Source organism: Schumannella luteola (assembly GCF_013408685.1).
In the GTDB taxonomy this organism is placed as follows: domain Bacteria; phylum Actinomycetota; class Actinomycetes; order Actinomycetales; family Microbacteriaceae; genus Schumannella; species Schumannella luteola.
In genome coordinates this window covers 610,655-624,463 of the sequence record NZ_JACBZY010000001.1, presented here as the reverse complement: position 1 = coordinate 624,463, position 13,809 = coordinate 610,655, and the positions used below count along the sequence as shown (strand labels likewise).

The window sequence follows — 13,809 nt, the reverse complement described above, 5'->3', positions numbered from 1 at the left end:
TGCACTGTGCACACGCGTCGCGGAGGTCGGCCGGTTCACCGTGCCCGCGGCCTCGCCGGCGTCCGGATCTGCGGTGCCGCTGGAGATGGCTCCCCGCTACTGCTGGTGCCGGCTCTCCAGGGTCGCCGAGTCCTCGGTCTCGGCGAAGGAGCGGGCGACCGTGCGGGTGCCGTCGGCGACCTCTTCGACGGTGGTCGACAGCTGCGTCATGAACTCCTTCGCGGCGTCGGCCGAGGGCACGTAGTTCGTGTCGTACGACGTCCTGAAGTCGCCGTCGCCGCCCGCATCCGGGTAGCGCGTCTGCAGCTGCTCGACCGTCGACGTCAGCTGACGCACGCGGCTCTGCAGGTTCATGAGCCGTCGCCCGCTCTCCTGCATCCGGTCGGGATCGGCGGCGAAGCGCTCGTCGCTCATTTCGAGACCTCCCCGAACTGCGCGACGAGATCCTGCATCATCGCGGTCATCTCGTCGGCCGACGGCAGGCCCGCCGTGGGGTCGAGCCCGTCGGGCCCGGCGCCCTCGAGCAGTTCGCGACCGCGGTTCTGCACGTCGCTCTGCGCCTGCGCGACGACGTCGACGATGCGGGAGCAGAGCTCCTTCGGCGCGAGCTCGCGCCACGACTGACCCGTGATCTTGAGGTCGGTGAGCACGCCGCGCGCGTCGACCGTCGCGCTCAGAACACGGTCTTTGGATGTCGCGGTCGCGGTGAGCGCCTCGACCTCCGCCGCGCGTTCGGCCAGCCGGGCGTGCGTCTCGCGCGTCTCGGCCATCATCTGCTCGATCTCGTCTCCGGTGAACTGCATCACGCTGCTCCTTCCTGTGCTGCCGCGGCCTGCTTGGCCGCGTCGGACTCCGCCTGACGCCGTGCCGCCTCGGGCACACGGCCCGCTGCGACGCCCGCCGGCACGTGGGTGGGCTGAACGGGCTCGCGCTCCTCGGCGAGACCGATGACGCCGTTGCCGTCGACGTTCGTCGTGCCCCAGATCTCCTCGTCTTCGGCGAGCCAGGTGTTGCGCTCGCGGTCGCGATCCTTCGAGCCCTGGTTCGGCGACATCGGCATCATCGGCATTCCGCCGCCGCCCATGCCGCCGCCGTTCGCGCCGCCGCCGGCAGCACCCGCGGCGCCGCCCGCGCCGTTGCCGGCACCGGATCCGCCGCCGGCCGCGAAGGCCCCGTCCTGGCCGCCGCCCGCACCGCCGCCGGCGCCGTCGACGCCGCCCGCGGCTCCGCCCGCGCTGCCGAACGAGCCGTCGGCGGGCAGGCCGGCCATGCCGCCGCCCCCGCCGGGCGTGAAGCCGCCACCGCCGGCGCTGCTGCCGCCGCCGACGCCGCCGAAGTCTCCGGCTCCACCGCCCACGCCGGCTCCGCCGCCGGCGCCGCCGCCTGCGGCGAAGTCGTCGGAGCCCCAGCCGCTGCCACCGGCCCCGGCGCCGCCGAAGTCGCCGCCGACGCCGCCGGCCCCGAAGTCTCCGCCTCCGCCGACGCCGTTTCCTCCGACGCCGCCGAAGTCCCCAGCGCCGTTTCCTCCGACGCCGCCGAAGTCCCCGTTGCCGCCGACGCCGGTCCCGCCGAAGTCCCCGCCGGCGCCGTTGCCTCCGACGCCGCCGAAGTCGCCGGCGCCGTTCCCGCCGATGCCGCCGAAGTCGCCGCTTCCGCCGATGCCGGTTCCGCCGAAGTCGCCGTTTCCGCCGACGCCGGTTCCGCCGAAGTCGCCGGCGCCGTTTCCGCCGACGCCGGTCCCGCCGAAGTCGCCAGCGCCGTTGCCCCCAACGCCGCCGAAGTCGCCGGCGCCGTTCCCGCCGACGCCGGTTCCGCCGAAGTCCCCGCCGCCGACGCCGGTGCCGCCGAATCCGCCCGCGCCAGCTCCGCCGCCGTCGTTGCGGCCGCCGGTGCCCTGGCCGTCCTGTCCGATCCCGTCGCCGCCGGCGCCCGGTCCGTTGCCGAACACGCTGTCGCCGTTCCCGCTGACACCGGCGCCGCCGGCGCCGGCTCCGCCGCCCACGCCGTCGCCACCGCCCACCCCGGTCCCGCCGAACTCGGTGGACGGCGAGGTCAGGTCGGAGAACGTGGCGTTCGGGTCTTCGAGGTCGGGCATCGCCACGCCGTCGCCGCCGCCGACACCCGTGCCGCCGTCGTCGTTGCGGTTCGCGTTCGGGTCGCGGTTCTGGTTCTCCGAGCTGCCGTTCGAGCCGCGCGGGGCTCCGAAGCCGCCGGCGCCGCCTCCGCCGCCGACCACGCCCGCACCGCCGATGCCGCCTCCGCCGTCGGCTCCGCCGCCGGTCGACCACGAGCCCGGTCCGCCGTCGCCGGCGCCGCCCGCGCCGCCGCCGAAGTCGCCTCCGCCGGCGCCGGCGCCGCCGAAGTCCCCGCCGCCGGCGCCGGCTCCGCCGGGGCCGTCACCGAAGATGCCGTCGCCGTTTCCGTTGACGCCGGCTCCGCCGCCACCGGCTCCGCCGACTCCGTCGCCGCCGGGGCCGTCACCGAAGATGCCGTCGCCGTTTCCGTTGACGCCGGCTCCGCCGCCACCGGCTCCGCCGACTCCGTCGCCGCCGGGGCCGTCACCGAAGATGCCGTCGCCGTTTCCGTTGACCCCGTCGCCGCCTCCGCCGACCCCGTCGCCGCCGCCACCGGTTCCGCCCCCGCCGACTCCGTCGCCGCCGGGGCCGTCGCCGAAGATGCCGTCGCCGTCCGGGCCGCCACCGGCGCCATCGCCGCCTCCGCCCGAGCCGTCTCCGCCGACCCCGTCGCCACCGGGGCCGTCGTCGCCGAAGATGTCATCCCAATCCGGGCCGTCCGGCGGGCCGTCGCCGTCTCCGCCCACGCCGTCGCCGCCGTTGTAGTCGGGCGTCGTGTCCTTCGGGGCGACGGTCGGATCCTGCATGTCCTTGAACGTGCGCAGCGATTGGCGCATCGTCGTCTCGAGCGTCTGCTGCGCCGTGAACACGTCGGTGGCGACCTTCTGCAGCACGTCGCGCACCGACTGCGAGATCGCGCGGTTGATTCCGCCGTAGGTCGAGGTGCTGCGCAGGTCGCCCCCGGGGGGCGAGAAGCCCGCGGGCGCCATGTTGCCGCGGTCGCCCCAGGTGTAGGCGGCGAACGCCTGCTTCGCGCGGTCCTCGGGCATGCCGTTGTTGCCCGACTTCTCGGCGCGATACGCCTTGTCGGCGTCTTCGATGTAGTGGTAGATGTCCGACAGCACGGCGGCCTTGGCGTTGGCCGCGGTGTTCGCGATCTCGCTGCTGTGCGCGTTCCAGGCCGTCTCGACCGCCTTCATGAAGGTGCGAACCGCGTTCGCGACCTCCGTCAGCTTCGCCGAGACCCCGCCGTCGTCGGTGAGCGACTCGTTCATCCGCTCGAGCGACTTGTACTGCGATTCGAGCTGAGCGAGCAGGGCCGCCGCCGTCGAGCCGCGGATCGACGAGTCGTCGGCTCCGAGCGCGGTCGCGAGCTGCTTCATGTCGGTCGCGTTCTGGCCGGTGACCTTGGTGAAGTTCGCGAAGAGGGCTGCCGCGGTGTCCGAGCGCTTGGCGCTGAGGCCGGGCATCTCGTCGGCGATCACCTTGCCGATGTTGGCCTTGAGCGCCGCGAACGCCTCGTTGAAGGCCTGCACCGGCTCCGGATTGTTGATGAGCTCGTACATCCGGATGTCTTTTTCGTACTGGTAGTACCCGTAGTACAGGTTCTGCGACCACGCGTCGCGGCCGGAGCCGCCGGGCGTTCCCGTGACCCAGCCTCGGTCGTTCGCCTCGTTGTCGGAGAGGATGCCGGCCAGCCCGCTGTCCGTCACTCCCGTCACGAGCGAGAGCAGAGCCTCGAGGCTCATGTCGCTCGTCGCCGTCGAGCTGCTCGACGAACCCCCTGCGCCTTCAGTTCCGGCCATGATGTCTTCCTTCTCGCAGGGGGTTCGTCGGGGTGAGCGGTGACGTCAGGCGGTGCCGGTGCCGGAGGCCTTGGCGGTGCTGAGGTCGTCGGTCTCGTCGAAGAGCTTCTCCGCCGTCTCCAGCTGGTCGTTGAAGTCGGGGAGCGTCTTGTCGGTGAAGGTGTCGGTGAACGTGCGCACCTGGCCGGCGAGGGCCGCGACGTCGTTGCCGACCTTCACGGCGACCTCCCACCGGGCCTCGGTGGGCTGGGCGCGCAGGTCCGAGTCGATGCCGTAGCCGTCGGTGCCGTAGAGCGCGTCGGCGCTCGACGTCTCCACGTCGGTGACGAGCTTCTGGACCTTCTTGTACTGATCGCGGTCGAATGCGACGCGCTTTCCGTCATCTGCCATGGTGATCTCCTCTCTCGAGCGAGACCGCGGGATGCCCGCCGCGCGGAGGGCGGGCGGGCATCCCGTCGGGCTCAGCTGAAGACGGCCGCGCCTCGCACGTCGCCGTCGAAGAACTCCTCGCGCACGCGCACGGCGGCGTTCTTGATGTTGACGCCCGCCTGCTGCACTTCCTGGTACTCGCTGTTCCAGCGCTGCTGCAGCTCGCCCCACACCGGGAGCGAACGACCCCACTGGGCCTCGCCCATCGGGCGGATGGTGTCGTAGATGTTCTGCAGGATCTGCTCGACCTCCTGGCAGGAGCTGTTGAGCGACTGGTTGGCCACCTCGAACTGGACGAGATCGACGTTGAAGGACATGTCGTTTCCTTTCGTGGAGAGGGGGATCAGGCCGCGGCGCTCGACGACGTCGAGTCGTCGGTGTTGGTGCGCTGCGCGAGGAGGGTATGGACCTGGCCGTTGAGGATGTCGAGCTTGTTCTTGATGTCGCTGTACTCGCTCTGCCACTCGGTCAGGCGCTGGCGGAGCACGGTGCCGGCCTGGGCCTGGGCGGCCGAGGCGATGGTCTGGGTGGCGTCCTCGACGCGGCCGCGGGCGGCCTCCATCGCGGAGACCTGCTCCATCGTGCTGGTGATGATCTTCTGAAGCGTCTCGGCTTCGAAACCGGTGAGCTGTGCCATGAGTTTCTCCTTGGGTGTGGTGTTCTCAGGGTCGAGAGTGAAGTGAAGTCGTCTGGTTCTGGGTGGGGGATGCAGCCGGGGTCAGGGGGCTCCTCTCCTACTTCGCGATCGTGGGCCCCGTCGGCAGCAGCGCGAGCAGCGCGGCCGGCACGGCGGGGGAGCTGGAGGCATCGAGCCCGAGGGCGGATGCGGTGGCGGCGTCGGCGACGGGGTACTTGGTGCCGTCGTCGGCGACGAGGTAGAGGCCGGCTCCGCGGACGCCGGGGGCGGCGGCGGTGGAGGCGAGCAGGCCGGCGCCGGGGGCGACCCGCACGGCGCCGGCCGCGTCGGTCGATCCGGAGTCTGCGGAAGAGGAGGATGCGGTGGCTGACGCGGCCGAGGCTCCGCCGGCCTTCGAGCTCGCGGCGACGGTCGCGATCGTGGTCGTGCCGTCATCCCACACCGAGCAGGGCGTGAGGTCGGCGCCGACCGCCGTGGGGGGCGTCGAGGGCAGCTCGCTCTGCCAGGCGGCGGCCTTCGTCACCGACGTGGCGACGAGGTCGCGGGTCGTGATGGTGCGCGGCTCGGGCAGCTGGTGCTCTTGCTCGGCGGAGAGCAGCGCGGCGACGGTCTCGGTGACGGGCATGAGCCCCTGCGCGGTCACGACGTAGCGGCTTCCGTCGCCGTCGGCCTCGACGAGCTGGCCGAGCGTCGTCGGCGCGCCGGCGATCGCCGGGCCCTCGCCGCCGAGCGTGAGCTCGCTGAGGTCGATGTCGCGGCCGCCGGGGATGGTGTCGAGCCAGGCGTCGTCCACCGGCACGGCGGCGCTCGGCTCGAAGCCGAGGGCCCGGGCGGCCCAGGGCCCGGCGAGATCGGAGCGGGTGCCCTGCCAGATCAGCGTGAGCCGGTCGTCGGCGCGCACGAGCACGCCCTCGTCGTCGCCGACCGGGGTCACGCGCGGGGCGCCCCCGATCGCGAGCGCCGTGCCGTCGCCGGTGGCGCAGGCGGCCCAGACGGGCGAGGTCGCCTGCGGGCTGGGCAGCTCGTCGGGCAGACCCTCTCTGCCGACGGCCTCGCCGCGCGGCACCGAGGCGAGGTCTTCGCTCGACACCTGGATGACAGCCGGCCGGCCGCCCACGAGCAGCGCGGCCGAGGCGAGGTTCATGACCGGGTGCAGGGTGTCGTCGATGAGCAGGTAGCGGCTGCCGGTCGACTTGTCGACGAGCAGCGCGCCGGCCTGGTTGCGCCAGGAGTCGTTCGTCGTGAACAGGAAGATGTTGAGCACGACCACGACGACGACCGCGCCGGCGGCCACCGCGAGCCCGATCGCCATGCCGGTCGCGGTGCGGCGCAGCGGGCGGTCGGGGGCGTCGGGGTCGGAGCGCAGCACCGCCGCCGAGAGGCGCCCGCGCAGGAAGAGGTGCGCATCCACCAGATCACGTCGTCCGTACATGTCGCCCCTCCTCTCCTGCCTTCATCTCGACCACGACCGAACCGCCGCGGATGGTTCACACCAGATCGGCGATCCAGTCGTAGAGGCCGACGACGGCGAGCACGAGCGCCGGGATCGCGATGGCGCAGACCCAGTGCAGGACGTCGCCCGCCCGACCCCAGGTCGGGGCGAGGCGGCCGCGCGGCAGCAGCAGCGCCGCGACGCAGGCGTTGGCGGCGACGATGACGAGCGCGGCGGCGATGACGATCTGCCACACGGTGTCGAGACGGGAGGCGTGGGCGAGCGCGAGCACGACGAGCGGCACGGCCGCCGCCACGATCACGGCGCCGCGCTGCACCGCGGCGTGCAGCTCACGCGCCTGCAGCAGCACGCCGACGCTCCCGGCGACGACGAGCGCGGTGGATGCCCAGCCCGGGTCGAGCGCGAGCACGGAGATGGCCGCGCACAGCACCACCGCCCAGGCCGCCCACAGCGCGGTCGCGGTCTGGTGCGCGACGGTCGCCTTGCGCTCGACCTCGTCGGCCGGCACGGCGTCGAGTCCGGTCTGGAACTCCTTCGACGACAGCGGCACCGGGTCGACGCTGAGCCCGCCGATCCAGGCGGCGAGCACGGGGAGGGCGCGGGCGACGGCCAGCGCGAGCAGCACGACGATCGCGGCGCCCTGCGGCAGGCCGAGGCGCAGCACGAGCGGCACGGTCAGCCCGAGCACGACGATGATCGCCGCCCCGGTCGTCGCCAGCAGCCGCGGGCGCACTCCGCCGCGGGCGTAGGCGGCGGCGCCGGCGGCGATGCCGGTCGCGGCGGCGCCCGCCGTCGCGGCGGCGAGCGGCGTCGCGCCCCCGCCGGGGAACAGCGCTGCCGGTGTCGTCGCGCCGGCGAGGGCGGCGCCGACGACGCCGGTGCCGATGAGCAGGGAGCCGATCACGTCATCCCACAGCCGCCCGATCAGGGCGCCCGCGGCGAGCAGCACGAGCGCGAGCGCGCCGGCCACGATCGGGGCGGCCGTGCCGGTGGTGCCGGCGACGGCGATCGATACCAGGCAGGCGAGCGTCGCGGCGGCGAGGGCCGCTCGGCGCGTCCACACCGGGTTCCACGAGTCGTCGCGCGCGTCGAGCACCAGCTGCACGCCGTCGACGAGGTCGTCGTACTGCGCCTGGGCGAGCACCGCCGTGCGCGGCCGCAGGTAGAGCACGTCGCCGTCGAGCAGGCCCGCCGCGGCCGTTCCGCGATCCTCATCGAGCGGCGGATGCCCGAGCCGCTGCAGCACCCAGCCGCCGTGGTCGAGCCCGCGGGTGGCGAGCATCGGGTCGAGGTGGCCGACGATCGTGGGCAGCAGCTCGACGATGGGGATGTGCGAGGGCACCGCCAGCTCGACGCGCGAGGTCGGCCCCACCACGCTGAGCCGGCACATGTCTCCGGCGCCGGCGCCCGCCGCGACGGCGGGCTCCACGGCGCGGCCGGCGCTCGGCGCGGCCTGGCTCTGCACGGCCTGGCCCGCAACGGCAGGGCTCTGTCCGATCGGTGCCCGGCCCTGACCCGCGGGTCGGCCGGACTCGGTGCGCTGATCGAGCGACGTCATGCCCAGCACACGCGCCGCGGCATCCGCGGGGTTCACTCCGATCTCGACGAGCCCCGCTTCCGAGCCCCGGCGACGTCGTCTCGACGCTGATCCCGGCCGCCGGTGAACCGTCCGAGGCGGCCCACCCGTGGCCCTGATGACGCATCTGCATCGAGGAGACCCGAGATGAGCACCATCCCCTTCCGCCGGCAGCAGCGCGAGAAGCCCCCGGAGATGCCGGCCGGCGACATCGAGCTGCAGGAGCCGCCGTCGCTGCCCGAGCTGCAGCCGAAGGACCCGCTCGCGATGCTGATGATGGTGCCGATGATGCTCATCAGCGGCGTCATGATGCTCGTCTTCCTCGGCCAGCGGAACCCGGCGCTCGCCGTCGGGCTGTTCCTCGGCATGCTCGTGCTCGCGATCCTCATGGTGCTCGTGCAGCTCACCCGCGCCGCCGCCGAGCGCCGCAACACGGTGCGCGGCGACCGCCGCGACTTCATGCGCTACCTCGGGCAGGTGCGCGGCAAGGTGCGCGGCGCCGCCGCCCAGCAGCGTGCGTCGCTGACGTGGCGGCATCCCCACCCGGCGTCGCTCGCGAACGTCGCGATGACGGCGCGGCTCTGGGAGCGCCGCGGCAGCCACGGCGACTTCGGCGAGGTGCGCATCGGCACCGGTTCGCACAGCCTCAGCCAGCGCATCACCCCGCTCTCGACCAAGCCGATCGCCGATCTCGAGCCGCTCTCGGCGCGAGCCCTGCGCCGATTCATCGCCGTGCACGGCTCGGTGCCCGACCTGCCGGTGTCGCTGTTCATCCGCCGGCTCGCCGACATCCGCCTCACGGGCGACGAGGATGCGGCGCGCGCCATGGTGCGCGCGATGATCGCCCAGGCGGTCACCGCGCACGCGCCCGACGAGCTGCGCGTCGCCGTCTGCACGACGCCCGAGCGCGCCGCCGACTGGGACTGGGTGAAGTGGCTGCCGCACGCGCAGCATCCCGACCTGCAGGACGGCGCGGGATCGACCCGGCTGTTCGGCGTCGACGTGCCCGCGTTCGTCGACCTGCTCGACGGCGATCTGAACGGCCGCTCGCGCTTCGAGCCGGGCGCCGCGCCGACCGCCGACGAGCCGTACCACCTGGTCGTGTTCGACGGCGTCGCGCCGCCGACCGGATCGCGCATCGCCTCGGCGGGCTACCGGTGCACGACGACGCTGACGCTCGGCGTCGCCGTCGACGAGACCGACACCTCGGGTCTGCTGCTCGACGTGCAGCCCGACACCGTGCACCTGCTGCGCACCGACCGCACCGAGGGCGTGCAGCGCACGCCGATGTGCGCGCCCGACGGCCTGAGCGTGGCCGCGGCGACGGCGCTCGTGCGCGTCATCGCGCCGTACCGCATCGGCGGTCGCACGGCGGATGCGAGCGAGCCGATGGTCTCCGACTTCGAGCTGCCGACGCTGCTCGGCATCGAGGATGTCGACCAGTGGTCGCCCGTCGGCTTCCTGCGGGAGGATCTCGACCGGTCGCGGCTGCGCATCCCTCTCGGCGTCGACGAGCGCGGCAACCCGGTCGACCTCGACATCAAGGAGGCGGCGCAGGGCGGCATGGGCCCGCACGGCCTGCTCATCGGCGCCACCGGCTCGGGCAAGAGCGAGCTGCTGCGCACGCTCGTGCTCGGCATGGCGATGACGCACTCCTCCGAGACGCTGAACTTCGTGCTCGTCGACTTCAAGGGCGGCGCGACGTTCCTCGGCCTCGACGAGCTGCCGCACGTGTCGGCGCTCATCACGAACCTCGCCGACGAGGCGACGCTCGTCACCCGCATGCAGGATGCGCTCGCCGGCGAGCTGAACCGGCGCCAGGAGTACCTGCGCGCCGCCGGCAACTACTCCTCGCTGCTCGAGCACGAGAAGGCCCGCCTCGCGGGCGCCCCGCTCGAGGCGATGCCGACCCTGTTCGTGATCGTCGACGAGTTCAGCGAGCTGCTCGCCTCGAACCCCGACTTCGCCGAGCTGTTCGTCATGATCGGCCGCCTCGGCCGCTCGCTCGGCGTGCACCTGCTGCTCGCATCCCAGCGCCTCGAAGACGGCCGCATGACGAAGCTCGAGAGCCACCTCTCGTATCGCATCGGCCTGCGCACCTTCTCGGCGATGGAGAGCCGCAGCGTCATCGGCGTGCCGGATGCGCACTCCCTGCCGAACGCCCCCGGCAACGGCTACCTGCGCAGCGACGTCGCGACCCTGACCCGCTTCAAGGCCGCCTACGTGTCGGGCACCTATCGTCGGCGCACGCGCGAGCAGCGGCAGGAGGAGGTGCGCCAGCAGGTCGTCGTGTTCGGCGCGTCGCCGGTCGTGCCGCCCGCGCCGACCGAGGTCGACGGGGTTCCGCTCGGGCCCGACGACGCGATCGTCGCGCCCGCGCCGGCCTCCGAGGCGCCGAGCCCGGCGCCGACCGCCGACGAGACCGTCATGACGATGATCGTCGACAAGCTCGTCGGCTACGGCCCGCCCGCGCACCAGGTCTGGCTGCCGCCGCTCGGCGCGCCGCCGACGCTCGACCAGCTGCTGCCGCCCCTGCTGCCCGATCCCGACCGCGGCCTGCACGCCATCGGCTGGACCGGCACCGGGCACCTCAGCGTGCCGATCGGCGTGGTCGACAAGCCCTACGAGCAGACGCGCGAGCTGTACGAGATCGACCTCTCGGGCGCCGGCGGCAACGTCGGCATCGCCGGCGGGCCGCAGTCGGGCAAGACGGCGCTGCTGCGCACCATGGTCAGCGGGCTCGCGCTCACCCACACGCCCAGCGAGGTGCAGTTCTACTGCATCGACTTCGGCGGCGGCGGGCTCTCGACGCTCGAGGGGCTGCCGCACGTCGGCAGCGTCGCGACGCGGCGCAACGCCGAGCAGGTATCGCGCACGATCGCCGAGGTGCGCACGCTGATGCGCGACCGCGAGCAGCTCTTCACCGACGAGTCGCTCGAGGGCATGGCCGAGTACCGCGACCGCCGCGCGGCGGGCGAGCTCGCCGAGCAGCGCTTCGGCGACGTCTTCCTCGTCGTCGACGGCTGGGCCGCCCTGCGCGCGGAGTTCGAGGAGCACGACATCGCCCTGCGCGAGATCGCCCGACAGGGCCTCGCCTACGGCGTGCACGTGATGATCTCGACCAGCCGCTGGACCGACGTGCACAGCTCGCTGCGCGACCAGCTCGGCACCCGCGTCGAGCTCAAGCTCGGCGACCCGATCGACTCGGTGCACGGCATGCGCAAGGCCGCCACGGTCCCTCAGCTGCCCGGTCGCGGCATCACCTCCGAGGGGATGCACTTCCTCGCGGGCGTGCCGCGCATCGACGGGCTCACCACCGTCGACGGACTCGCCGCCGCATCCCGCGACCTCGGCGACGCCGTGCTCGAGGCCTGGAGCGGCCCCGTCGCCCCCGAGGTTCGCATGCTGCCGGCCGTGCTCGACGCCGCGCTGCTGCCCGCGCCCACGGCGCCCGGACCGCGCGTCGCGCTCGGTCACGGCGAGCAGGATCTCGAGCCCGTCTGGCACGACTTCGGCGCGAAGCCGCACCTCAGCATCGTCGGCGACTCCGCCAGCGGAAAGACCGGGGCGCTGCGCCTGCTCGCGAGCGGCGTCGTCGCCGCCTACTCGCCCGACGACGCCCGCATCACGGTCATCGATCCGCGCCGCGGCGTCGTCGAATCGGTGCCCGAGCAGTACCAGTTCGCCACCGCGTTCTCGACGTCGGCGACCGAGCAGGTCGTCGCCCAGGTCGTGGCCGAGCTGCGGCAGCGCGTGCCCAGCGCCGACATCACCCCGGCCCAGCTGCGCCGCCGCGACTGGTGGAGCGGACCCGAGCACTTCGTGTTCGTCGACGACTACGACCTGATGCTGGGCACGATGGGCGGCCCCCTGGCGCCGCTCGTCGAGCTCATCCCGCAGGCCGGCGACATCGGCCTGCACCTCATCCTCGCGCGCGCCGGCGCCGGGTCGAGCCGCACGGCGATGGATGCGGTCATCCGCCGACTGCACGAGTCGAACACGCCCGAGCTCACCCTGTCACTGCCCCCGTCGGAGCCGCTCACCTTCACGCCCGGCCGCGGCAAGCCGCTGCCTCCCGGACGCGCCGCGCTGCTCACCCGCCGCGGCGGCGTCGGGCTGCAGATCGGCTGGACGGAGCCGCCGGAATGAGCGGGCGGCGGCGCGGGCGCGGCGAGTTCGGCGGGCGCCACGAGTTCGACGTGGATGCGCGCGGCACGGTGCGTGCGCGGAACTCGGATGCAGCGCGAACGGGCCGCGTCTCCCCGTCGCCGCGAGGCGTCGCGGTGCGCCCGGCCGACGGCGCCGAGGTGCGGAGACGTGAGAACGCGGGGCTCCGCGTCGCGCCGTCGAGTCGAGGCCGCCGGCGCCGCGGCGGGATCGCCGCCGCAGCGCTGCTCGGGGTCGTGGCGAGCGTGCTGCTGCCCGTCGTGGCGGCGCCGGAGCCCGCGCGCGCCGCATCCTGCGCGACCTCGTCCGGGTCGCCCGTGATCGAGGCGGCCTCGTGGGGGCAGCAGCGCATGGGCGCCGAGCGCGCGTGGCCGCGCACTCGCGGCGACGTCGTCGTCGCGGTGATCGACACCGGCGTCAGCGCGAACTCGGCGTCGCTGCAGGGCGCCGTGCTGCCCGGCACCGACCTCGCCGGCGGCACCGGCGACGTCGACTGCTACGGTCGCGGCACGTTCATCGGCTCGCTCATCGCCGGCCGTCCCGTCGACGGCACCGACTTCGTCGGCGTCGCCCCGGCGGCGACGATCCTGCCGGTGCGCGTGACCAGCAACCCCGACGACTACTCGCTCGCGGCCGCCCTTCCCGGGCTGCTGGCCCAGGGCATCCAGGCCGCCGTCGCCGGCGGAGCCCGCGTGATCGCGATCCCGCTGACATCGGCGACGACCTCGCCCGAGCTCGAGCAGGCCGTGCAGGCCGCCGTCGCCGCCGACGTGGTCGTCGTCGCCGCGGCGAGCGCTCCGACGACCGACGCGGCCGCCTACCCGGCGGCGCTCGACGGCGTGCTGTCGGTCGCCCCGCTCGACCAGAAGGGCGCCGCCGACCCCGCCAAGCTCGGCGCAGCCCCCGACCTCGCCGCCCCCTCCAGCGGGCTCGTGGGCGCCGTGCCCGACGGCGCGGGCCACGTCACGGGCGACGAGCCCGACCTCGCCGTGGCCTACGCAGCCGGCTCCGCCGCGCTCGTGCGCGCCGAGTTCCCCGCCCTCACCGCGGCGGAGGTCGGAGCGCGCCTGATGGCGACCGCCGACGCCTCCACCGCACCGCTCGCAAAGGATGCCGAGAGCGACCCGTCGCTCGGGCACGGCGTCGTCGATCCGGTCGCCGCCGTCTCGCGCCTCGACCCCGAGAAGGTCGTGACCGCGTCGGGCGCGACGCCGACGCTCAACCTGCCGCCCGAGCCCGACGAGCGCCCGAGCGACATGGCCCTCATGATCGGCATGGGCCTCCTCGCGCTCGTGGCGGCGACCCTCGGCCCGCTGCTCGGCCTCGTCGCGGTGCGCCGCCGCCGGGAGTCCGCCGCGGCCGAGTGACGCGCTGCGACGCGGGTACTGGTCGGCCGGCGGGCGGATACTGCTCGGCGGGCGGGGTGGTAACGCCGGTGGGCGTGGTGCAGCGGCTCGCCAGTATCGGCGTCTCGGGTTTCGGATGGATGCGCTGGTCGAGCCCCGGTGCGGCTCGGGCTGTCTCCTCGTCTGAGACGGCGCACGGCGAGCGGCGTCCGGCGTGCGGCGTCCGGCGGGCGGCGTTCGGCGCGCGGTCTCACGTCGTGAGACGCCGGGTGGGGTGCGCGCGCGCCGTCTGCCTACCGTTCGACACGCCCCGACGCCGCG

10 protein-coding genes are annotated in these 13,809 nt (G+C 74.1%); 2 read left to right on the top strand and 8 right to left on the bottom strand.

The genetic code is table 11. The annotated features are described in order from the left end of the window. Positions 1–96 precede the first annotated feature (96 nt). From BJ979_RS02875 to eccD, 8 genes are all read right to left on the bottom strand, one after another. Entirely contained in the window at positions 97–414 is a 318-nt protein-coding gene (locus BJ979_RS02875) for a hypothetical protein (protein ID WP_179564998.1), read from the bottom strand. Continuing rightward, a complete protein-coding gene (locus tag BJ979_RS02870; protein WP_179564996.1) occupies positions 411–803 on the bottom strand; it encodes a YbaB/EbfC family nucleoid-associated protein in 393 nt (130 codons plus the stop codon). The genes BJ979_RS02875 and BJ979_RS02870 overlap by 4 nt, the downstream gene beginning before the upstream one ends. Then, entirely contained in the window at positions 803–3,880 is a 3,078-nt protein-coding gene (locus BJ979_RS17855) for a hypothetical protein (RefSeq protein WP_179564988.1), read from the bottom strand. Before BJ979_RS17855 ends, BJ979_RS02870 begins: the two co-directional genes overlap by 1 nt. Positions 3,881–3,925: 45 nt before the next feature. Next, entirely contained in the window at positions 3,926–4,270 is a 345-nt protein-coding gene (locus BJ979_RS02860) for a hypothetical protein (RefSeq protein ID WP_179564986.1), read from the bottom strand. Between the two features lie 71 nt (positions 4,271–4,341). After that, on the bottom strand, positions 4,342–4,626 hold the full coding sequence (locus BJ979_RS02855; RefSeq protein WP_179564984.1) for a hypothetical protein: 285 nt from the start codon (positions 4,624–4,626) through the stop codon (positions 4,342–4,344). A gap of 26 nt (positions 4,627–4,652) precedes the next feature. After that, entirely contained in the window at positions 4,653–4,946 is a 294-nt protein-coding gene (locus BJ979_RS02850) for a hypothetical protein (protein WP_179564982.1), read from the bottom strand. 97 nt (positions 4,947–5,043) lie between these two features. Beyond that, positions 5,044–6,378 (bottom strand): type VII secretion protein EccB, encoded by a 1,335-nt coding sequence (eccB, locus tag BJ979_RS02845; RefSeq protein ID WP_179564980.1) that lies wholly within the window; start codon positions 6,376–6,378, stop codon positions 5,044–5,046. 55 nt (positions 6,379–6,433) lie between these two features. After that, positions 6,434–7,957 (bottom strand): type VII secretion integral membrane protein EccD, encoded by a 1,524-nt coding sequence (gene eccD / locus BJ979_RS02840; protein ID WP_179564978.1) that lies wholly within the window; start codon positions 7,955–7,957, stop codon positions 6,434–6,436. A 165-nt stretch (positions 7,958–8,122) separates the two neighbouring features. Between eccD and eccCa the strand changes: the two genes are divergently transcribed. Both eccCa and BJ979_RS02830 read left to right on the top strand, forming a co-directional pair. Further along, entirely contained in the window at positions 8,123–12,124 is a 4,002-nt protein-coding gene (gene eccCa / locus BJ979_RS02835; protein WP_179564976.1) for a type VII secretion protein EccCa, read from the top strand. Next, a complete protein-coding gene (locus BJ979_RS02830) occupies positions 12,121–13,509 on the top strand; it encodes a S8 family serine peptidase (protein ID WP_179564974.1) in 1,389 nt (462 codons plus the stop codon). Before eccCa ends, BJ979_RS02830 begins: the two co-directional genes overlap by 4 nt. The last annotated feature ends 300 nt before the right edge of the window (positions 13,510–13,809 follow it).

Bases quoted from the DNA above. Each gene is read 5' to 3' on its own strand.
- BJ979_RS02855 (WP_179564984.1), bottom strand. From the start codon at position 4,626: ATGTCCTTCAACGTCGATCTCGTCCAGTTCGAGGTGGCCAACCAGTCG.
- BJ979_RS17855 (WP_179564988.1), bottom strand. From the start codon at position 3,880: ATGGCCGGAACTGAAGGCGCAGGGGGTTCGTCGAGCAGCTCGACGGCG.
- BJ979_RS02875 (WP_179564998.1), bottom strand. From the start codon at position 414: ATGAGCGACGAGCGCTTCGCCGCCGATCCCGACCGGATGCAGGAGAGC.
- BJ979_RS02850 (WP_179564982.1), bottom strand. From the start codon at position 4,946: ATGGCACAGCTCACCGGTTTCGAAGCCGAGACGCTTCAGAAGATCATC.
- eccB (WP_179564980.1), bottom strand. From the start codon at position 6,378: ATGTACGGACGACGTGATCTGGTGGATGCGCACCTCTTCCTGCGCGGG.
- eccCa (WP_179564976.1), top strand. From the start codon at position 8,123: ATGAGCACCATCCCCTTCCGCCGGCAGCAGCGCGAGAAGCCCCCGGAG.
- eccD (WP_179564978.1), bottom strand. From the start codon at position 7,957: ATGACGTCGCTCGATCAGCGCACCGAGTCCGGCCGACCCGCGGGTCAG.
- BJ979_RS02870 (WP_179564996.1), bottom strand. From the start codon at position 803: ATGCAGTTCACCGGAGACGAGATCGAGCAGATGATGGCCGAGACGCGC.
- BJ979_RS02830 (WP_179564974.1), top strand. From the start codon at position 12,121: ATGAGCGGGCGGCGGCGCGGGCGCGGCGAGTTCGGCGGGCGCCACGAG.
- BJ979_RS02860 (WP_179564986.1), bottom strand. From the start codon at position 4,270: ATGGCAGATGACGGAAAGCGCGTCGCATTCGACCGCGATCAGTACAAG.